This is a genomic window from Pedobacter sp. T50_32, from assembly GCF_057652195.1.
In genome coordinates this window covers 1,192,105-1,214,756 of the sequence record NZ_JBYFBY010000002.1, presented here as the reverse complement: position 1 = coordinate 1,214,756, position 22,652 = coordinate 1,192,105, and the positions used below count along the sequence as shown (strand labels likewise).

Annotated in this window: 14 protein-coding genes; 8 read left to right on the top strand and 6 right to left on the bottom strand. The window is 38.4% G+C overall.

Going from position 1 to position 22,652, the window contains the following annotated elements; all coding sequences use genetic code 11:
- Nucleotides 1-88: 88 nt before the first annotated feature.
- Nucleotides 89-1,723, bottom strand: a complete 1,635-nt coding sequence (pruA, locus tag AC23ME_RS10575) for an L-glutamate gamma-semialdehyde dehydrogenase (protein WP_487727723.1) — start codon at nt 1,721-1,723, stop codon at nt 89-91.
- A gap of 373 nt (nt 1,724-2,096) precedes the next feature.
- Between pruA and AC23ME_RS10570 the strand changes: the two genes are divergently transcribed.
- From AC23ME_RS10570 to AC23ME_RS10550, 5 genes are all read left to right on the top strand, one after another.
- Nucleotides 2,097-8,534 carry a T9SS type A sorting domain-containing protein gene (locus AC23ME_RS10570; protein WP_487727722.1) on the top strand — a complete coding sequence of 2,146 codons (6,438 nt, stop codon included), beginning with the start codon at nt 2,097-2,099 and terminating at the stop codon, nt 8,532-8,534.
- 205 nt (nt 8,535-8,739) lie between these two features.
- Nucleotides 8,740-9,375 (top strand): TetR/AcrR family transcriptional regulator, encoded by a 636-nt coding sequence (locus AC23ME_RS10565; RefSeq protein ID WP_487727721.1) that lies wholly within the window; start codon nt 8,740-8,742, stop codon nt 9,373-9,375.
- 1 nt (nt 9,376) lies between these two features.
- A complete protein-coding gene (locus tag AC23ME_RS10560; RefSeq protein WP_487727720.1) occupies nt 9,377-10,750 on the top strand; it encodes a TolC family protein in 1,374 nt (457 codons plus the stop codon).
- Nucleotides 10,751-10,765: 15 nt separating this feature from the next.
- Nucleotides 10,766-11,818 carry an efflux RND transporter periplasmic adaptor subunit gene (locus AC23ME_RS10555; RefSeq protein ID WP_487727719.1) on the top strand — a complete coding sequence of 351 codons (1,053 nt, stop codon included), beginning with the start codon at nt 10,766-10,768 and terminating at the stop codon, nt 11,816-11,818.
- A gap of 436 nt (nt 11,819-12,254) precedes the next feature.
- Nucleotides 12,255-15,320, top strand: a complete 3,066-nt coding sequence (locus tag AC23ME_RS10550; protein WP_487727718.1) for an efflux RND transporter permease subunit — start codon at nt 12,255-12,257, stop codon at nt 15,318-15,320.
- Nucleotides 15,321-15,370: 50 nt separating this feature from the next.
- Here the strand turns inward: AC23ME_RS10550 and AC23ME_RS10545 are convergent, their stop codons facing one another.
- The gene (locus tag AC23ME_RS10545; RefSeq protein WP_487727717.1) at nt 15,371-15,859 is read right to left on the bottom strand and encodes an OmpA family protein; all 489 of its coding nucleotides are present in this window, start codon (nt 15,857-15,859) and stop codon (nt 15,371-15,373) included.
- 11 nt (nt 15,860-15,870) lie between these two features.
- On the bottom strand, nt 15,871-17,010 hold the full coding sequence (locus tag AC23ME_RS10540) for a sterol desaturase family protein (RefSeq protein WP_487727716.1): 1,140 nt from the start codon (nt 17,008-17,010) through the stop codon (nt 15,871-15,873).
- 167 nt (nt 17,011-17,177) lie between these two features.
- On the opposite strand from AC23ME_RS10540, the gene lpxK reads away from it, so the two are divergent.
- From lpxK to AC23ME_RS10525, 3 genes are read left to right on the top strand one after another with little or no spacing between them, the layout of a single operon-like run.
- Nucleotides 17,178-18,230: a tetraacyldisaccharide 4'-kinase gene (gene lpxK, locus AC23ME_RS10535; protein WP_487727715.1), complete on the top strand. Its 1,053-nt coding sequence runs from the start codon at nt 17,178-17,180 to the stop codon at nt 18,228-18,230.
- A complete protein-coding gene (locus tag AC23ME_RS10530; RefSeq protein ID WP_487727714.1) occupies nt 18,202-19,017 on the top strand; it encodes a purine-nucleoside phosphorylase in 816 nt (271 codons plus the stop codon). Before lpxK ends, AC23ME_RS10530 begins: the two co-directional genes overlap by 29 nt.
- Nucleotides 19,017-21,035: a putative porin gene (locus AC23ME_RS10525; RefSeq protein WP_487727713.1), complete on the top strand. Its 2,019-nt coding sequence runs from the start codon at nt 19,017-19,019 to the stop codon at nt 21,033-21,035. Before AC23ME_RS10530 ends, AC23ME_RS10525 begins: the two co-directional genes overlap by 1 nt.
- Before the next feature lie 314 nt (nt 21,036-21,349).
- Here the strand turns inward: AC23ME_RS10525 and AC23ME_RS10520 are convergent, their stop codons facing one another.
- The 3 genes from AC23ME_RS10520 to AC23ME_RS10510 are packed head-to-tail and all read right to left on the bottom strand — an operon-like array spanning nt 21,350 to nt 22,572.
- On the bottom strand, nt 21,350-21,766 hold the full coding sequence (locus tag AC23ME_RS10520; protein WP_487727712.1) for a DUF6157 family protein: 417 nt from the start codon (nt 21,764-21,766) through the stop codon (nt 21,350-21,352).
- 11 nt (nt 21,767-21,777) lie between these two features.
- Nucleotides 21,778-22,203: a hypothetical protein gene (locus tag AC23ME_RS10515; RefSeq protein ID WP_487727711.1), complete on the bottom strand. Its 426-nt coding sequence runs from the start codon at nt 22,201-22,203 to the stop codon at nt 21,778-21,780.
- A gap of 18 nt (nt 22,204-22,221) precedes the next feature.
- The gene (locus AC23ME_RS10510) at nt 22,222-22,572 is read right to left on the bottom strand and encodes a DUF4180 domain-containing protein (protein WP_487727710.1); all 351 of its coding nucleotides are present in this window, start codon (nt 22,570-22,572) and stop codon (nt 22,222-22,224) included.
- Nucleotides 22,573-22,652 lie beyond the last annotated feature (80 nt).

The following is a 22,652-nucleotide window of genomic DNA, read 5'->3' as shown; positions in this document are numbered from 1 at the left end:
GCCTAGCGTTTGGGCATCCTCTTTTTTGTAGGAAATAAAAAAGGTGTCTTCTATTACAGAGACACCTTTCTTTTTATGTTTATTAGCCTTAGTCGTTTGCTAAGAATGGGTAAGTATAATCTTTAGGTGGATCAAATGTTTCTTTAATTGTGCGAGGAGAAACCCAGCGTAATAAATTAATCATTGAACCTGCTTTATCGTTAGTGCCACTTCCTCTGGCACCGCCAAAAGGTTGCTGACCAACTACCGCACCAGTACATTTGTCGTTAATGTAAAAGTTCCCAGCTGCATTGCGCAAACGGTTAGTAGCTTTTTCAATTGCGTAACGATCCTGAGAAATTACTGCTCCAGTTAAAGCGTAGATAGAAGTGCTGTCGATAATGTCTAATGTTTTATCGAAATCTTTATCATCATAAACATATACAGACAAAACTGGACCGAACAACTCTTCGCACATTGTTGTGTATTTCGGATCATCTACCACTAGAACTGTTGGCTCTATAAAGTAGCCTTTGCTCTTATCGTAATTTCCACCAGCAATAATCTCTACACCTTTGTCTTTTTTCGCTTCGTCAATATACTTTGCAAGCTTATCAAAAGATTTTTCGTCAATTACAGCATTAATGAAATTGCCAAAATCTTCGGTTGGTCCCATTTTCAAGGTTGCCAAATCTCTTAACAATAATTCTTTAATTGCAGGCCATTTGCTTTTTGCGATGTAAACTCTTGAAGCTGCCGAGCATTTTTGCCCTTGATATTCGAAAGAACCTCTTAAAATAGCAGTGCTAGATACTTCTGCATCTGCAGAGCCATGGATTAGAATAAAATCTTTTCCTCCAGTTTCACCTACAATACGAGGGTAGGTTTTGTATTTGTGGATATTGTTTCCAATGGTTTTCCAGATGTCTTGAAAAACACCAGTAGAACCAGTGAAATGAATACCGGCAAAATCTGGATGTGCAAAAATTACATCACCAGCATCTGGGCCAGAAGCATACACTAAATTGATTACGCCGTCGGGTAAACCAGCTTCACGGAAAATTTCCATAATTACATTTGCTGCATAAATTTGAGTGTTTGCTGGCTTCCAAACTACTACATTACCCATAAGTGCAACACAAGAAGGTAAATTACCCGCAATTGCGGTAAAGTTGAATGGAGTTAAAGCAAATACAAAACCTTCAAGCGGACGTTGCTCTACTCTATTCCAGCTACCACGAGGAGAAACAGGCGGTTGTTGTTTGTAGATTTCAGTCATGTAACTCACGTTGAAGCGTAAGAAATCTATTAATTCGCAAGCCGAATCGATTTCTGCCTGAAACGCATTCTTGCTCTGACCAAGCATCGTTGCTGCATTTAGTTTATATCTGTAAGGACCAGCAATTAGATCTGCAGCTTTAAGAAAGATAGCAGCTCTATGTTCCCAAGCTAAATTTTCCCAATCTGCTTTTGCTGCTAGAGCCGCATCAATAGCTTGTTCGATGTGTGCCTTGGTACCTTTGCTATAAGTCGCTAACAAATGTTGATGATCGTGGGGAGGGGTTATTTTACCTTTTTCTTCGGTAAAAACTTCCTTATTTCCAATATACATTGGGATATCAATTACTTTAGATCTCCCTTCGGCTAATGCCGCTTTTAGTAGTTCTCTTTCTTTGCTTCCTGGTGCATAGCCTAAAATTGGCTCATTAACCGGAGCGGGAATATTAAAAAATCCTTTTAGCATAATAAGTAAGTTAATGTGCAAATATAAGGCTTTAAATTTTGATAGCCTACAGCAAACGCTAAGGCTCAGCACACTTATAATGATATGTTGAGTATAAATACCAAGAAACCGGTAGGCCAAACGTTTGACTTAGTGCTAACTTGCTGTAGATAAGGATGAAGAATTTTATTTCCTAGATTTTTTAGGCTATTTCATCGACTTTATACGTGTACTCATAGATTTAGGTGTTTTACCTCTTTTTTTTATCGAGATATTCGGATATACTTTCTGCCGGAAGAACATAATTAAACGTAATAAATGTTTTTTTATTATAAATGTTTATATATTTATCTTACTCTTTTTTAGAGTATTAAGTTCTTTAACCAAATAAATTATGAGAAAATCTCTACTCAAAGCACTACCTATGCTGTTTGTTGGATTGCTGTTTGCTTTGCAAACATTTAGTTTCAGAAGACGATGGGGAGCATTGATGGTATTACTTTTTGTAGTATCTGCGGCGAGAGGTCAAATCTACGTTTCTGTAACAGGTAATGATGGCAATGACGGCAAGAGTTTAGCTAATGCAAAGGCTACGCTAGCTTCTGCAATTACAGTGATAGGTTCTGAAACAGTACCTTACATTAAGTTGGGAGCTGGTACATTTGTTACAGGAGGGGTGGCTGTTCCTCAAGGTGTACGCGTAGTTGGCGAGGGAGCTACTCAAACCACTATCGAGGTAAATGCTGCAAGTATCCAATTGCAGACAGGGAGCTCATTGAGCAATCTAACCATTACCCGTTCGTTGTTAACACTGCCTAACATCTCGGTAAGTACTTATTCGGGAAGTAATAATATTACAGTTAAAAATGTGCGATTTATACGTAACCGTACTTGTATTTATCTACAAGGAAGTAACCATGTTATTGTAGATAACGAATTTGAAGACAACCGTACAGGATTAGTTATAGATCCTCAAGGTTCGCCTTCGGTAACTGGTTTAGTTTTAGAAAGAAATAGGTTTTATCGCAACCGTAGTTATGCGGCTATTTTTCTTGGTCCAAGCGATAATGCCTCCATGACTGAAAATGTGTCGGCTAGAATAGCCCACAATGATTTTATAGAAAACTTGGCTGGCGGGATAGAGTTAAATGCAAATACCTCTGCAGATAAAGTTGTTTTCATTGGCAACTACTTTGACCAAACTAGAAATACCATACTTCCTCAGCACACAAACGGTGGTTTTGCTGTAAATGACCATGATAATCCAATTGCGTATCCTTATAATTTTACTGATAATAACGGTGCTGCTGATTATCCAAACGCAGTATCTGGTGCTAATACGGCCGGTATTACTGTTGTAGGGTTATTAAATGCGGCAGCACCTAATGGGCATAGCTATGGAAATCCTTTTGTAAGCTCTAATTCGCCTAGCTATTCGAGTTATGTTTTTATACAGGACGCTATTAATTATTCGAACGCGGGTGCGGTAGTAGATGTAGGCCAGGGTAATTATACACTCACTTCGGGCGTTACTATTAATAAAAGTATTACGCTGCTTGGTAACGGAGGCACGTTAAATAATAAACCTTTAATTACAGGTGGAGATGTTACAAATAGGGCATTAATTTATGTAGAATCGCCAAATGTTACCATCTCAAACTTACATCTTCGTTTTCAAGAAAGTAACTTTACTCTTGCTACCACAACTACCACAGCAGGGTATGGTATAAAATCTGGTGCTACAGGATCGTTCAATAACTTAACGATTACCGATAACTTAATTGAAGGTACTAATTCTGATTATGTCTTTAATAGTGCCGCAGTTTTCTTAGGTGTACTTAATACGAATGGCAGTGATAATGTTTCGGTCTTAAGAAATAAAATAGGTCATACTGTAAGTAATAATGCATTTGGCAGAGCTGTTAGGGCTTTTAATATCAATGGTAACATAGAGGCAAATGACTTAAAAGCACATTACGCTTCTATCCAAGCTGGTGACCCCAGTGGCGGAGCTTTAATCGTGAACAACAACATCATGCAGGGTAAACTTGCAATGAATGGTTATGTAAGCGCAGGAAACAAAATCACCAATAACACAATCACTTCGGGTGGTACAGCAGATGCAGCCGGAATACCTGGTGCAGATCGTCAGCCTGCTTTGATTGAAGTGATTTCTACAACTGTGCCTGCAGCAACTGTAGAAGTTTCAGGAAATACGCTGAACGATTTCAAAATGTTAGGTATCGCAGTGTTTTATTCTAGCAATGTTAGCGTAATCAACAATACATTAAATCCGCTTTCGGGAAGCTTAAATACTGTTGGTCTTTATTTTGATACAAAAACAACCAATTCAGGAACGCCAGGAGCTAAATCATTTTCAAACCTAATAGTAAAGCAGAATAAATTTAATGCGCCAGATAATCTAGATTTAATTAATAACAATAACGTAGGGATAAAATTTGCAAATTCTTATGCTGATGTTTCATTAGCTCCTTTAACGGGGGCTGTTATTGGTGGTCTTGGTGGAGATGCAAATACTTTTGACGATGAATTGAAATATTACATCTATTTGGACAACAGGCCTGCAGGTACCAAGACGATCACAAACAATGATCCGCTTTGGAGATCTGGCTATTATTACAGTGCAAGTATGGCAGATAGTGATATTTTACCATTTTCATCTAATATCGTAGCTGAATTTAATGTTTTTGGTTCGATAAATACAACAACGGATAGGACGCAGGTGTCTTTCGATAACGTGAAAACCAAAATTAACGATAAGGATGATGCGGTAGCTTTAGGTGAAGTATTTTTGAATTTGCCAGTAAGAAACGTTACTACAGGTCTTGGTTATGCTACCATTCAATCTGCTGTTGATGCTGCTACTGCGGGAGACGAAATTAAAGTTGACGCTGGTACTTATGCAGAAAAAATTATTGTAAACAAGAGATTAACCATTAAAGGCCCGAATGTTGGCGTAGCTGGAAGTGCAACAAGACAGGCGGAAGCCAAAATAGTTCCGCATATTACAGATTTGGGCAATACTTCAGCTAGTTTGGTTCAATTTATAGCAGGTTCTGATGGTAGTGTGTTCGATGGTTTTGAAGTAAACGGTAACAATAGTGCATTAACATCTGGCCAAGTAAGTAGAGGCGAAGACATAGACGCGCCACTTGGTGTTAGGATTATCAACACTGGTAAAATTACGATACAAAATAACGTTGTTAGAAATTTTATGTCTACAGCGCCAACTCCATTTGCTTACGGTATTTACTCATCTGCGCCTACAGTTAGCACGAATGCCTATTCTGAAATTGTGATCAAGGACAATTACGTAGGCAATGTTCAAACAACAGCAACAGCTGCCTATACTGGTATTTTGCTAGTAAATAGTTACTATGCACAAATTAGTGGTAATAAAGTGGAGGATGTTAGAACGGCTGTTCAATTGAACAACTTTGGTTTAGCAAACCCTACGCCTGCATTTGAGCCATTTATTGCTAATAACGAAATGATTGCCTCTCGAGGTGTATATTATAACGTATTCTACGGCGCTGCATCGCCTTGGAAAATTACCGGCAACAATATCAGTTCAGCGTCAATTGCCAATGGATCTGGCGCATGGTTTGCTGGTATTAGACTAGAGACGTTGCAGAGTAGTTTTACTGGAGGAGCTGAAATATCAAATAATATTATTGATGGAAAAAGTGCAGCTCGTTTAGTGGAAAATGCAGGTTTTGACGGTACTGGTTTATGGTTTAATAATGAGATTACTACTACAGGTGAGATCTTAGTAAAAGACAATAACATTGGTTTCGTTAATAACGCTATTTTGTACAATGCTGACAACTATAGCCTTACAAACAATGTAAAATATATTGGAGGTAATATCCACGATGTGGTTAATAACTACGTAAAGTATGCCACTGCTGGAACACCTGTCTTCTCAAATATCGATTTGGCGACTACCCAATTAGACGGTAAAACTGGAGGTCAATATACATCTGCTGAGTTGGCTACCATCTACACAACCAAAATTATAGATAAGGATGATAATGCAGCTTTTGGTAAAGTTACCTTGTTTTTTAATGTTAAAAATGTGACAAGAGGTACTGCATTTGCTGATATACAATCGGCTATTGATGATGCTGCAACTCAAAACGGTGATGTTGTAGACGTAAGTAACGGTACGTTAAATTTAACTACGGCGGTAGATATCAATAAAAGTATCACGCTGCAAGGAAATTTCAACACCTTAAATGCTAAGCCTATTATTACAGGAACTGGTAATGCTACAAATAGAGCATTATTTGAAATAAATGCGCCAAATGTGACCATAAGTAATTTTGAGTTCCGCATTGCGCAAACTGGTAATGCAATGATTGGGGTTGCTTCAATAGGTAACAACAATTACGACAACGTAACCATAGCTGATAATATATTTAGAGGAACAGGAACGCAAACCTCTTTAAAATATACTTGGACCAGTTTTGGTATTAGATTAGGTGCCGGAATGGGAACTGTGAACAATAAAGTAACAGTTGTTCGTAATGAAATTACTTATGCAAGCAGCTCGGCTCCGGAGCTTTTTGGTAGAGGTATTTATGCTTTTAACACTTATGGTAAAATTGGTGGCGATGCTTCCGATAAAAATACAATTACCGCAGTTTATGCATTACAAGGAGGTGAGCTTGGTGGTGGAGCCGGGAAGGATTTTGAGTTTTCGCATAACGATGTATTGTTAGGATTTGTCTCTGTTGTTGGTGCCGAAGTAGGTAACCATAAGTTAAGTCATAACAAAATTGGTAATGGAGTTGTTGATTTGGTACAGGCGGGCGGCATTGTTCGTATGTTAGAAGTAAAGGGTAGTAGAACTGCGGGGGCTAATATTGAAGTCGCAGAAAATACCATCAGCAAATTTGCTAACATTGGTGTTTTTGTTCAAAGGTCAAATAATGTAACGATTAAGAAGAATGTTTTTACGCCTTTTGCTGGAGCTAATGCTTTTAGTGCTATAGTGTTCTCGAGTAAAGAAGGAACTAGTGGTCCGCAAAGTGCTGCTATGTCAGAGAATTTAACTATTGTAGGTAACACTTTTAATGGTGTTGGCGGTGCAGGTGTTACGTTCGTTAATCATAACGGTTCGGCGTCAATAAAACCATTAACTAACGCTAAAATTGGCGGTTCTGATGCCGACAAAAATACCTTTGCTGCAACCCTAGGGACTTACATTGTTCTAGATGCAACGCCTTCAGGAGTTGGAGTTAATACAGCAACTTTAGAGATGGGAACGTTGTACGATATTCCACAAATTAGTTTTTCTGATAGGATTACAAATATTTTCCCTTTTAATGGCGATGTAGATGCGTCTTATAATGTTTTTGGTGCTGTTAATACAGGTACAGAAACTGATTTCGATAATTTACTTGCAGTTAAAACTAAAATAGCTGATGGTGTTGATGATCCTTTGACTGGCTATGTGAGTATTCAGCCACAGAAAGCTTTTATCGGTGCTACTGCTGTTTTCGGTAATGCTTTAACGGTAGTGCCAGAAGGTTTCACACTAGTGTTGAAAAATGACGATGCGGTATACCATAATCTTGGTGATCGCACCATTAGTAAGGCTTTTACTTTTGATATCGATAACAATACAACCGCAGAGATTATTTTTGGAAACTTAATTGTTGATGCGGTGGGCAAAGAGATAACTTTTACTGATAAAGGAAAAGCAAATGAAAATTTTACTTTAACAGAAGGTAAAATTAATGCGCCGCAAGGATTTACACTGGATGCTTCGAAAGCAATTAGTTTTAATCCTAGCAAGCCGAATAACTATGTTAACGGTATGGTTACGCTTAGAGGTGTAAGTGCTGGAGCATCAGAAACTATTTTATTGGGTAATGCCACTAGTTCTACAGCTGTTGCTTTAACTGACCCTGCTGGTAGTACGGCTTCTGATTTTCAGATTACTTACACAGGTTCTGCTCACCTTAACAATACTAACTTTAATTCTGCCAATATTGGATTGGTTTCTAGTAAAGAATTCTGGACAATAACCAAAGTAGGTGGTGATATAGCAGCTAAAGTTGGCTTAACTACTTTCGATTTTGCTACCTCTGGTTTCACTAGTTTTGCTCCTGCTGATGCAATGGTGGCAAGATATGATGGAGCCAATTGGGTAAGTGTTGGTATTACTGCCAACAACGTAAACGGTGCTGTTGGCACAATGACTTCTGCGAGTACTTCAGACTTCGGTTCTTTCACATTTGCAAAAGCACCTCTTCCGGTTCTTCCAATTACATTAATTTCATTCTCTGCACAAGCTACAAATGGTGGTGCTTTGGTAAAATGGAGTACGGCTAACGAAGAAAACAATGCAAAATTTGAGGTTGAGAAAAGTTTAGATGGCAAGAATTTCTTCGTAATCGATACTAAAGCTGGTAAAGGAAATTCTATTACTGTTTCAAACTACGAATTCTTAGATGCTACTTTCAAGCAATCTGCTTACTATCGTTTGGTAGATGTAAGTGCTAGCGGTAAAAGAAACCCGCATGCAAATCTTACAAAATTTGTAAAAGGATTAGATAACAACCTTTCTGTGGTTGCTTATCCAAACCCGGTAAATACTAAGCTTTTTGTTTCTGTAGGTTCTGCGAATAAGGAAAACGTTAAGGTTTCACTTGTTGATTTAACTGGTAAGACCCTTAAAACTAAAACTGCAGATAGCTCGCAACCAATTGAGCTAGATGTGGCTGGAGTTGCAACAGGTTCTTATATTCTTCAAGTAATTAAGGATAGCGGAAACGTATCTAAAAAGATTGTAAAACTTTAAATGCTATAAACTAAGTTGAGTTTGGTGGGGACACCAAACTCTAGCTTTTGGCTATAGGCGGGTGTCCCCACCCGCCTAATTATTATCTAAATGATTACTTAATTCATTTATAGAAGGGAGCTCAGTTTTGAGCTCCCTTTTTTATTTTTTTAAAAAATATTTTTTAAATTAACACTGTTAATTATATTTGTATCGTTAAAGCGCCATGGGAAGAAAAGAAAAAGACAAACAACAGGTAGAAGATATAAGGTTAAGGATTTTGGAAGCGGCTAAAAATCTCTTCTTAAAAGAAGGTTATGAAGCAACTTCCATTAGGAAAATTGCTGCCGAAATAAAGCTTAGCCCAACTACTATTTACCTTTACTATAAGGATAAGAATGATATTGCCTACACTTTGCATAAAGAAGGTTTTAAAATCTTAGGCCAGCAATTTATGGTTTTGCAACATGTAGAAAGTGGTTTTGAGCGGTTGAAAGCTATGGGTAAGATTTATATCAACTTCGCTATCCAGAATACTGATTTCTATCAGCTTATGTTTATCATGAAAGAACCGATGGAGTTTATAGCTGATAAAGATTTTTGCGAATGGGAAGAGGGTGAGTTTGCTTTTGGTGCATTGCAAAAAACCGTGTCAGATTGTAAAGCGGAAGGTCTTTTTAAAGATTTGAATGAAAATAGCGTAGCATTAAATGTTTGGGCTTTGGTTCACGGCTTATGTAGTTTGAAACTGCAAGGGCATTTAGACCATGTGGCAAGTGCGCATCTGTACGTTCCCGAAGACAGAAATATTTTAGATGAAGCTTTTGAAACATTTGTATTGATGCTCGAAAAAATGAAATGATATGTTAACACTGTTAATTAATAGACGATTTTTAGCTGTTTTTGTTGGAGTGATTTTACTCAGCTTATCGGTAGGTGCGCAGAATGTGTTGCAGTCTTATGTCGATACCGCATTTAAAAATAATATCGTTCTACAGCAAAAGAATGTGTCTTTGGAAAAGGCGCAATATGCCTTAAAAACTGCGAAAGGTTTGTTCTTGCCTACGGTAGCTTTGCAGGCTGCTTACCAAACAGCAGATGGTGGTCGTAATATTCCTTTGCCATTGGGCGATTTGATGAACCCCGTTTATAATACACTCAACCAAATCACTGGAACTAGCAACTTCCCGATGTTGGAAAACCAGACGATTAATTTCCTGCCCAAGAATTTCCACGATGCGAAGGTGCGAACTACCGTACCAATTATCAATACTGATATTATTTACAACAAGCGCATTGCAAACCAGCAATTGGTTTTAAAAGAGTTCGAAGTACAGATTTACAAACGTGATTTGGTAAAGGATATCAAAACTGCTTATTATAATTATTTGAGTGCGCTGGCTGCGGTTGACGTTTACCAGTCTGGTTTAGCTTTGGCAAAAGAAGGGCTTCGGGTTAACGAGAAACTATTAGAGAATGGTAAAGGTTTGCCTGCTTATGTGTTGCGTTCACAAAGTGAAGTTGAAAGTGTAAAAGCTACTTTGATAGATGCGGAGCAAAAGGTAAACAATGCCCGATTGTATTTCAATTTTCTTTTAAACAGAGATGCGAATGAGGCAATTGTGGTGGAAGCTAATGACAATAGCGCTCTAGCAAAAGTAGAAGGTTTGTTGGCAGGTTTGAACATCGCAAGCCAACGGGAAGAGTTGAAAGCTTTGAACGAGGTAGAGGGTATTAACAAAACTGTACAGAAAATGAACAGCCAATTTGCTGTGCCAAAATTAGGTGCGTTTTTAGATGTTGGTACGCAATCTGAGGGTTTTCATTTCAATTCGAACACCAGATATTACATGGTGGGTTTGCAGTTAGAAATCCCGATTTTTTCTGGAAATAGAAATAGTAACAAACAAAAGGAAAGTGGTTTAGAGCTGAAAAATGCACAGCTCAATTCGAACCTGGTAGCGCAGCAATTAACGTTATCTGCTAAGGTTTCGCAAAATAATTTACGTTCTACGTATCAAACCTATCAGTCGTCGCAAAAGCAATTAGAGGCAGCTTCTACTTATTTAAGGTTGATTGAAAGAGGTTATTTGGCTGGTGTCAATTCTTTTGTAGAAACTATCGATGCTCGAAATCAATATACATCGACCAAAATTTTAGTAAATATCAACTTTTACAAGGTGCTAACTGCTATGGCCAATATGGAGCGAGAAACGGCATCTTATAATATTAATTAACGAATACCAATAAGCATGAAAACGAAAATCTTACCTATTGCATTTGGCTCGGTTTTAACCTTGTTTTTTGCCTGTAAAGGTGGAACGCAAAGAGAGAAAGCCATCATTCAACAAGATACAATTCCGGTTAAAGTGGTTTCGCTTTTACAAGAAGACACCGATGCTGAAATTATCACTTCTGGTTATTTTACGACCAACGATGAAACATTACTGTCTTTCAAAAACGGAGGGGTAATTAATCGTATCTACGTTAAAGAAGGCGATAAAATAACCAAGGGACAGTTGTTGGCGTCGGTAAATCCTACGGAAATTGGTTCGCAGGTGGAGCAAGTGCAATTGTCTTTGCAAAAGGCGCAACGCGATTATGAACGTGCCAATAAACTTTTTAAGGATAGTGTGGCCACTTTGGAGCAACTGCAAAATGCAAAAACAGCTTTAGATGTAGCTAAACAGCAATTACAGTCGGCAAAGTTTAACGAAGGTTACACCGCAATTAGAGCAACGAGAAATGGTTTTGTGCTTAAAAAACTAGCTAACGATGGACAAATTGTTGGTCCAGGAATGCCTGTATTACAAATTAATGGCGCAAGCGAAGGCAACTGGATTGTGAAGGTTGGTTTAAGCGATAGGCAATGGTCGTCATTAAAAGTTGGCGACAGAGCAAGTATTACTTCGGAAGCTTTACCTAACCAGGTTTTGGAAGCGAAAGTAAGCCGTAAATCGGAAAGTGTTGACCCACAAAGTGGAACTTTTGGCGTAGAGTTGGCGCTTAGCAATCATAATGTTAAAGGTTTAGCTGCGGGTTTGTTTGGCAAGGCAAGTATTTTTCCTTCTAAAAAACAAAGTTCGTACAGTATTCCGTATGATGCTTTGTTGGATGGCGGAGAAAATGAAGGTTATGTTTTTGTAACGAATGATAATAAAACAGTGAAGAAAGTTAAAGTGCAGTTGGGGGTTGTACAAAAAGATAAGATTACTGTAACTGGCGGTTTGGAAAATGCCAGTTCCGTTATTGTTTCGGGCAGTGCGTATTTAACGGATGGTTCTAAGATTAGGGTGGTGAAATAAGACCTCTTATAGGATGCAAAGCCACTCGTTTAACATCATTCCGGTGAAAACGGTAAACCTAAAGCGTTAAATAAGACCTACTATCGCATTACGATACCCGCCTACGCGGGTATGACGAACAGCCGAAGGATAGTGCGAAAGACGTGTCGGTCTTGTAGAACCTGCTCCGATACTTCGGAGGGGTAGGGGGAGGATGTTTGAGCAGGAAAAGAAGGAAGTACTTTGTACAGGTTTTGGTTAATTAAACCTGATGGTAGCGGAAAGCCTTTTTGTTGCTATGCTTCGACGGGCTCAGCATGACAATGACAAAAAGATTGTAGCGAACAGCAGGACTGAGCAAACCGACAACGCAAGAAACCTGCTTTTCAAAAAAATAGAAAATGAATTGAGATAAGCTAATCCAGATTGGAAGCTTATCACCAACTAAAAACACTAGATGAAAATATCAGATTACGCAGTAAAAAATTATCAGTTTACCTTAATTATGGTGCTGATGGTGATGGCTTTGGGTATCACTACTGTTTTGAATATGCCGAGGGCAGAAGACCCGGAAATGAACCCGCCGAATTTTCCGGTGATTGTGGTTTATCCTGGGGCTAGTCCGAAGGATATGGAAGAGCTGGTGGTGAAGCCTTTGGAGAAGCGGATTTACGGTTTGGATAACATTAAAACCATTAAAACCAGCATTAGAGATGGCTTAATGGTGGCTGTTGTGGAGTACAAATACGGCGTAAATGTTGATGATAAATACCAGGAACTGGTGCGGGAAATTAACAGCGAGCGACCAAATTTACCGCAAGAAATTTATGCAATGGAGGTGCAAAAAATATCGCCTTCGGACGTGAATATTCTGCAGGTAGCGCTGGTTTCTGAGAATGCATCGAGAGATAAATTGAAGGCTACTGCCGAGGTGCTTCAAGACCAGTTGGAGAAAATTTCTTCGCTGAAAAACGTAAAGGTTGTGGGTTTGCCCGACCAATTGGTGAAGGTAGATTTGGATTTGGAAAAACTGGCGCAACTGCGGATACCTGTGACGCAAATTGCTAATGCGATACAGAGTGAAGTTGCTAATATTCCGGGTGGAAGTATTGATGCGGGAACGAAATCATTTAACATCAAAACCAGTGGCAATTACCAAAGTATAGATGAAATTAAGCAAACCATTGTAGCCAGTGCTGCGGGTAAAAATACCACTTTGGCAGATGTAGCGAAGGTTTATTTCGATTATTCGCAAGATAAGCACATTACTCGTTTAAATGGTTTTAGAACTGTTTTTGTGGTGGCTGCGCAAAAATCGGGAGGTAATATTACGCAAACACAAGAGGCTTATTTACCGGTGTTGGATAGTTTTAAAAAGACTTTGCCAAGTAATATAGACCAGCAGGTGATGTTTGACCAAGCCGATAACGTGAACAATCGGTTGGGTGGTTTGGGTATTGATTTTGGTATCGCAATTTGCTTGGTTCTGATTACGCTGTTGCCGTTAGGAACTCGGGCGTCGTTGGTGGTAATGGTTTCTATTCCGCTTTCGTTGGCTATTGGTATTATCCTGATAAATCTGTTGGGTTTTAGTTTAAACCAATTGAGTATTGTGGGTTTGGTGGTATCCTTGGGTTTATTGGTTGATGACAGCATTGTGGTAGTTGAAAATATAGAGCGCTGGATGCGTGACGGCCATAACCGATTAACCGCAACTTTGATGGCTACCAAGCAAATTGGACTGGCGGTAATGGGTTGTACGGCAACCTTGGTAATTGCTTTTATGCCATTAATGTTTATGCCGGAAGCTTCGGGCGAGTTCATTAGAAGTTTACCCGTGGCGGTAATTTGTTCGGTAATTGCATCTATGTTGGTGGCGTTAACGGTGGTTCCATTCTTATCTAGTAAGTTGTTAAAGCCACATAGTGATGTAAATGGTAACTTTTTCTTAAGAACGCTGCAAAAAATCATCCACGGTTCTTATGCTAAATTATTGGATAAAGCTTTACGCAAACCGTACCTAACTATCTTGATTGGTGTGGCAGTTTTTGCGGGTTCTTTGGCACTAATTCCTGTGATTGGTTTTAGTTTATTTCCATCATCAGAGAAACCGCAGTTTATTATTACGGTGTCTACGCCATTGCAATCTAACCTAAAATATACCGATGCGATTACGAAGCAGATAGAAAAGGAAATCAAGGAAATTCCGGAAGTAAAGTACTTTGCATCGAATGTGGGCAAGGGAAATCCGCGTATCTATTATAATTTATTGCAGACCAACGAACGTAGCGATTTTGCCGAGATTTTTGTGTTGTTGCATCCAGATGTAAGGGCAGATAAAAAAGTAGAACTGATTGAGAAATTGCGTGCTAAATGGTCGCCGTATTTAGGTGCCAAGGTAGAAGTGAAGGATTTTGAACAGGGCCAGCCGATAATTTCTCCAGTAGAAGTCCGTGTTTTTGGCGAGAATTTGGATACGTTGAGAGCTATTGCTGGTAAGGTAGAAAATCTGCTATTAAAAACTGAAGGAACAATTTACACTAATAATCCGCTCAAAAATTTAAAATCGGATGTCAGGGTTGTGATTAATAAAGAAAAAGCACTGTCTTTGGGTGTACCGATGGTAAATATAGACCGTACGGTAAGGATGGCGGTTGCTGGTTTTGAAGTGGGTAAGTATCTTAATCCGAAATCTAGTGGTGATGATTACAGTATTTTATTAACCACTAAACATTCATCTAACCCAGATTTAAGTGTTTTTGATAACCTGTACGTAAACAATGTGCAGGGAACTGCTATTCCTTTATCGCAAGTGGCAAGTTTGAAATTGGAAACTTCGGCAATTAGCATCAACCACTTTAATAAGGTGCGTACCATTTCGGTTAACTCCTTTGTACAAAAAGGTTATTTAAACGATAACGTGATTAAGGATGTTGAGGCGCAAATGAAAAAGACGGATTTGCCAGATGGCTATCATTTTGAAATGGGTGGGGAAGTAGAAAGCAGAAACCAATCTTTTGGTGGTTTTGGTAGCATTATTTTGGTGACAGTTTTTATGTTTATTGCTGTGCTGGTGCTAGAGTTTAAAACTTTCAAAAGTACGTTGATTGTGCTATCGGTAATTCCGTTGGGTATTGTTGGTGCGGTAATAGCTTTGTTGGTTACTGGGAATTCGCTGTCTTTTGTGGCTACTATTGGTATCGTGGCATTGGCGGGTATCGAGGTTAAAAACACCATCCTTTTAGTTGATTTTACGAACCAATTACGAGCAGAAGGAAAGGAACTAAACGCTGCAATTGAAGAAGCTGGCGAGGTGCGTTTCTTGCCAATTATCCTGACTACATTAACTGCTATTGGAGGTTTGTTGCCAATAGCATTGTCGAGCAATCCACTGATATCGCCTTTGGCAATTGTAATGATAGGTGGTTTAATCAGTTCTACTTTACTGTCTAGAATTGTAACACCAGTGGTTTATAAGTTGATGCCGCCGAAGGTAGATGTGGTAAATAAAGAGGAAGTTTAACAAGTTTATAGAATTTGCAAAGGCGTTCCGATAAAAATCGGGATGCTTTTTTATGGACAAGTTTTTGAAACCACTAAGCCGCCGCCATTTATAGGTAAACCTCCAATGACGATGTTTCTTAAAGACACGTTAACTAGCGTAATTCTATCGTTTTTTAATTTTCCTTCTGTCGATGAGTTGTCTGCAACAGGTTTGGTACTGCCAAAAGCCACAGCAATTAATCGCTTGCAATCTACACCTAGCGCTATTAGTTTCTGATAAACAGCTAACGAACGGCTCTCCGTTAATTTTTGCGCATTGCTTGTAGCATTGTTGGTGTGCGCTTCTATCCTGAACAAAGTAATGTAAGGCTTGTCTTCTAAATATTGCTTCACAATAAGTAAAGCCTCGTCACTTTCTTTGGTCAGCTCTGTAGATGTTACACCTTTGAAAGTAATGGTTTTGTTAACGATTAGCTCGCTACCACTAAGTTGATATGGCTTTTGTGCAAACGCTTGCGTAAAAAGTCCTAAAAGTAGTAAGGTAAATATTTGCTTCATAGTCGTTTTGGTTATCTGTCGCTGCGTTCTTCCATATTCAAATCCGTATCAAACGGACTTTTAGTAAACGGATAAATAGACTGTTTAATAAATCCCTTTGGATACGAAGCTTCGTGTACACCTGTACCAGCAGGCCATTTTTTATCTGGCAAATAGTAAGTGCCAAACATCATATCAATAAAAGGAAAAATTGATGCAAAGTTATGTCCGTAATATTTTGGGTCTTCGCAATGGTGCCAATGGTGGTATTGCGGCGTAGTAAAAATGTACTTGATAAAGCCGAAGTTGATACGCGTATTTGCATGTATAAGTACGGCATGCACCGCAATGAATACAATGTAAACATTAAACACAGTTGATGAAAATCCCAGGATATAAAGCGGAATAAAAGTCATCGCTCTGGTGAAAAAGATATCGATAAAGTGGGTTCTGCTGCCAGCTAACCAATCCATGTTTTGTGTGGAGTGATGGATAGAGTGAAAACGCCACAGGTAAACCCTGCTGTGGAAAGTGCGATGTGCCCAATACTGGAACAAATCTGTAGTGAAAAATGCCAAAAACAGCGCCAAAATAAAAGGCAGTCCTTGCACCCAAGCATGAAGGTTTTCTAAACCAATCCAGCCGAAAAATAATACAGCAGGTTTTTGGGTAACGATACCAAAAAACTGAATAAACAAATGGCTGATAACGAAATAGGTTAAATCGGTTCGCCATTCTTCGTGAAACTTAGTCTGCGATTTATTTCTTGGGAAGAAAAGCTCCAACGGAACAAAAATCGCCACCATCAAAAGCAAGTCTAAAATCATCCAATCTAAACCAAAATGCCAATCAGTTTTAACTACGTCCCTGCCGTTTAAGGTCAGTGCACCTAAAATAATGGCTAAACCGGTAATCGAGGTTCCAATCAAAGCCAGTTTTATTTTTTTGCTTAATAATAAACTCACGGCAGCGAAAAAGAAGGAAGCAATTACACCGAAAATCATTAAAGCTTCAGCAATACTTTTGGTGTAAACTTCTCTAAATTCTGGTGTAGTTAATTGTTCTGGATATCTGAAGCAGAAAACTGCAAGTAATACTAAAACTGCTAAGAAAATAGAAAGATAGCCGCTAATTTGTCCTTGCCCAACTTTGAGGCGCTTGTTTGTAGTCATTGAATTGCTGTTTCGAATATCAATGATAAGGAAAAAGCTGTGAAAGTTTCAAATATCTCTTCTTATAGTTTACGCTTAAAAGATGTATGGAGAGATAGAAGGCCATTTAATTCGGAAAGATTGCATATACTTCAATCGGCAAATATTCTTAGTTTTGTACTACTTGTATGCTAAAATACCTGCGCCTTTTATTGTTACCATTTAATGCGATTTACGCTTTGGTGGTATTTGTGCGCAATAAATTTTACGACTGGGATATTTTCAAATCCACTAGTTTCGATTTGCCGATTATCTGTGTGGGTAATTTGGCCGTTGGTGGCTCTGGTAAAACGCCAACTACAGAATATCTGGTAAGGCTGTTAGATGAATATAAAGTTGCTATTTTAAGCAGAGGTTACGGCAGAAAAACTAAAGGTTTTGTTTTGGCAGATGATACAGCAACTGCCGAAACCATTGGCGATGAACCTTTGCAATACTATCACAAATTCAAAAATATAACCGTTGCCGTTTGTGAAGATAGAGTTACGGGTATCAACCATTTGAAGGATAACCATGATGTGATTTTATTGGACGATGCTTACCAACACCGTAAAGTTAAATCCGGATTTAATGTGCTGCTTTTCGAGTTTGCAAAAATCCAAAGATTTCAGATGCTGATGCCAGCAGGTAATTTAAGAGAACCTTTTTCTGGTGTGAAAAGAGCGCAAGAGATTTTAATCACGAAATCTCCGCAAGAAATTTCTAACAATGTAAAACAGAAGATTTCGAGTAAACTCAATTTGAACGCCCAACAAGGTTTGGCTTTTGCATACATCAATTACCAAAAACTAAAGCATCTCTATACGGGAGAAGAAATTGATTTCACTGCAAATCAAGAAGTATTTCTGTTAACGGGTATTGCCAATCCAACTCCCTTAAAACAATATATAGAGCGTGAAAAAGTTAACATTCATTCCTTCGAATATCCAGACCATCATCGTTTTACGGAGAAAGAAATTGAAGCTCTGGTAAAGGCATTTGAGGCGCATCCTGCAAAAGAAAAAATCATCGTAACAACAGAAAAAGACGGACAACGTTTATTAGATAATAATTTAAGAGATTTACTGTTAAATTTGCCAATATATTACCTGCCAATCGCTAATGAAATTAATGCAGCGGATAAAAGTAGGTTTGACCAAAAAATATTAGACTATGTTGCACACACTCAACGAAGCAATTAAATATATTAAAAATAAAATTGGCGATTTTGCGCCAGAAGTAGGTATTGTTTTAGGAACTGGCTTGGGCGGTTTGGTAAACGAAATAGAGGTTGAACACAGCATCATGTATTCGAGTATTCCAAATTTCCCAATTTCTACCTTAGAGTTTCACTCTGGTAAACTAATTTTCGGAACTTTGCAAGGCAAAAAAGTGGTGGCTATGCAAGGTCGTCTGCACTTTTACGAAGGCTACAGCATGCAACAAATTACTTTCCCAATTAGGGCAATGAAGTTGTTGGGCATCAAATATCTTTTTGTTTCTAACGCTGCGGGTTCGCTTAATCCAGCTTTCAAAAAGGGCGATTTAATGGTAATTAACGATCACATCAATTTACAGCCTGAAAGTCCGCTAAGAGGATTGAATAACGAAGATTTCGGTCCTCGTTTTCCAGATATGAGCCAGCCTTATAACAGAGAATTAATCGCTAAAGGTTTAAAAATTGCACAAGACGAAAATATAACCTGCCATCAGGGCGTTTATGTATCGGTAACTGGACCGAACCTAGAAACCAAAGCCGAATACAAGTATTTGCGTATCATTGGTGGCGATGCAGTTGGGATGAGTACCGTACCCGAAGTTATTGTAGCTAACCACATGAGCATACCCGTTTTCGCAATTTCTGTACTAACAGATGAAGGTTTTCCGGAAGAACTGCAGCCTGTAAGTTTAGAAGAAATTATAGAAACTGCGGCTAAAGCAGAACCAAAAATGACTAAGATTTTAAGTCAGCTTATTTCAACTTTATAATGCAAAAAATATTTGTAGCTGTTCTTTTCTTTCTATTTTTAGGTTTTGCCAATGCTTTTAATGCAATTGCGCAAGATTTAAAAACAACTATTGCAGACAATAAAGAACTCGATTCGTTGCGTAAAAAGGAAGAGCAGTCTCGCGACTCGGTAGTTTTTACTGCTAAATATATCCGTTACACTACCCGGAAGCTTACTAAAGACAGCATACAAACATTACCTATTGACACTACTTTGGGCGGCATACAGAACTTTAGTCCAATAGCACAACCACGCAGACCAACAGTTGGAACTGGTCTGGTAGGTCTGGTAGCAGAATCGATGCTTTTCGAACCGATAAAGACAATTGGTTTCGAAACAGGTTTCCGCTCGTTAGACATGTACAAATTTACTCACGACGATATCAAGTTCTATAGAGCCAGATCGCCTTTTACCAGTCTGTCTTACATTAGTGCGGGCGATAATGTGCAATTACTGAAAATCATCCACTCTCAAAATATTAAACCTAACTGGAATTTTGGAGCTAATTTTAACCGTATTGGAGCCAACGGTTTTTACGGACACCAACGTGGTGATGTATTAAACGGAACTTTGTTTACATGGTATCAAACAAAAAACAAGCGTTACAATGTTTGGGTTGATGCTGTTTTTAATACCATGAAAGCGCAAGAAAATGGTTCTATTTTAAAAGATACCATCATTTTTGATCCAGGAGCCAACAACTTGGTGACTAAGAAATCCGAGCGAACGCGTTTAAAAACTGCTCGTCAACTTTATCGTGATAACTCGCTCATGATTAGACAAAGTTATTTTGTGGGGCGAATTGACAGTACAGCAAATAGCACTACTCAAAACATTTTGCCGACTAACAAGGTCACACACACATTTGCTTACACGAATAGTTCTTACAGCTTTAAAAAAGACGAGGAGGATACTTTTGGTGTATTCCCATCGGTAGCCGTTTCAGATTTGGTTTTTACCAACGATACGACCAACGTAAAGCATCTAAAAAATGAGTTTATTTACAGTTTTTTCTTGCGTGCAAAAGGCAGTTCTTTCATCAAAAATGAGTTGAAAATAGATGCAGGTATTAGAAACGACATCTATAGCTTTAAGCAGCAGGTTTTACAGGCAGACAAAAGCATTTTCTTCAATCGAAATTTTAGTGCGCAAAACACAACCTTGCTGGGTGCTTTAGGCTATCGTTTTAGCAATAAGGTAGATGTAAATCTTAATGTAGAACAAATTTTTCAGGGCTTAAACGCTGGCGATTATCTTTACGAAGCCACCAGTAATTTTGCACTCACCGAAAAAACGGGCAAGATTGTAATGACTGCCTACACGCAGAACAAATCTCCAGAAGAAATTTTTAATAGATATTTTGGTAATCATTACCAGTGGGACAGAAGACGTGATTTTTCTAGAACAAAAACTACCAATTTCACCTTTGCTTACCTCAACAATTTCCTGAAATTAGATGCTAGTGCATCTTATTATCTAGTTAGCAACTATCTTTATTTCGCGGCATCGCCAACCATAGATAGGGCAATTTTGCCACAACAGCACAGCGGCGAAATCAGTTTATTGCAATTAAAAGTTGGTAAGCAGTTAGATGCTGGAAGCTTTCACGCAACGCTTTTTGGAGTGTATCAAAAAACTAATGAGCAAGATTTGCTGCGTACGCCCGAGGTGTACGTGTTCGCTAGTTTGTATAAAGACCAAACGTTTTTTAGGTTCTTGAAAACACAGCTGGGCTTCGATATTTTCTATAATGATACTTATTTGGCTAAGTCTTATTCGCCCGCGGCCAGTCAGTTTTATAACGGTGATCCAATCAGGTTCAGTTCAAAACCAATTGTAGATGCTTGGATTAAAGTAGGCATGCGAAGAGCCAACCTATTTGCAAAATACCAATACGTAAATCAAGGGCTGTTCAGCGGTGGTTACTACACGGTTAATCGCTATCCAATGCCCGATCGCTTGTTAACGCTTGGTTTAACTTGGAATTTCTACGATTAATTTTTTTTTTGAAAAGCAAGTTTGTGGAACTTCGGTAAATGTAGTCGGGCTTTCCGTTTTAATCTTTTTGTTTTTAGCTAACCTGTCATCCCGAGTTTCGAGGGATCTAATTTATGCTGTTCTAGTTTAATAGATCCTTCTCCGCCAACTGGCGGATCAGGATGCCAGTAGTAAATAAACAAAAAGTATTACCACTGCAATCCCGTTTAAAATGCAAGTTGGGTAAACCTATTAACGAATATAGAAGCTACACGCCAAATTTCAGGAAGTTAAATAACAATTGTTCAGTTAAACAATTCTTACAATTTATCCAATTAACCTTTTTTAGACTGCATTGCCTTCACTACTTTAATGCCTTCTTGTTCCAAATAATCAAGATATTCTGGACTTTCACACGCATACAAAGCTAATTTGCCGTCTGCATTATGGTGTATGCCCCAGCCGTAGCGTTTTCCTAAAGCCGAGGCCCTCAAACAAGCCTGTCCTTTAGAAAAGAATGTTGTTCTTGCAGCTATCAGTTCTTCTTCTGTTAAATCATTGCGTTCTGCAAAAACGGAAAACAACACATCGTCTGAAGTATATTTGTACGGATTTTTGTTAATCATTTCAAATTGTAAACCAGCTACGGTTTTACAGCCTCCTTTTTCTGCAGGTATTTCTCCTTTGGTAGCAGGGCAATCATCCGCCACTGCGATAAAGGTGTCTTTGTAATTTGTAGTATGAACTTTCATTGAGGTTTAAACTAAACTACATCGCTTCTTTCAGCGCCTCTTGCAATTCTTCCAGCAAAATACGCTACAGGCAAATAAGCGCCTACCAAATCAACAATTGTAAACCAAACTGGCGACGGCACAATCATCACCATCCAAACACCACCAATTAAGAAAAACACACCAATAATAATTGCAGCAATCATTTTATGTGCGCCAAAGCGGGCAGCAATATAGGCGCCAACAAATGTACCTACGGCATGTGCCAAAAATGGAAGAATAAAATGTTTTGGCTGCATCAAGTGCATGCTGGCTTTTAAGCCTTCTTCGGTGGTAATATCTAATCCGGCTGGTGGCGGAATAATACTGCCACTTACCATAATAATAGCACCATTAACTAGGCTGCCAATAACAACACCTACAATAACAGCTATAACATCTTTCAAAATTGGATGCATGATGATATAATTTAATTTTTATTTTGACAAAGCCTTAATGGCTTCTGGTTTTGAAGTTACAAAATTGATGTGACCTAATTTATTGCTTTCGAAAACAAAATCTTTAAAGCTTTTGCTTTGGTAGTTTGCAAAATCGCCTACTATGGCTAAACACATTTTGTAATTGGAGAATTTTTGTAAAATCTCGCCAGCCATTTTTGTGCTTAAGTCGAAAAATGCTGGAGTAATATTCTTTTCATGTAAAATAACATTGTCAAAACCTTGGTAGTAAACATTTCCAATTAAATCTACACCATCTTCTATCTTGCTAATTACTAAGCTGTCGGCTATAATTTCTGCAGTGTTGTCGTTTACTTTTACAATCTCCATCCTCAAATTTAATAAATTGAGCTTTTCTTGTAAGACTTTAACAAATAAAAAAGCCAGTCGCTTTTTTAACGACTGGCATA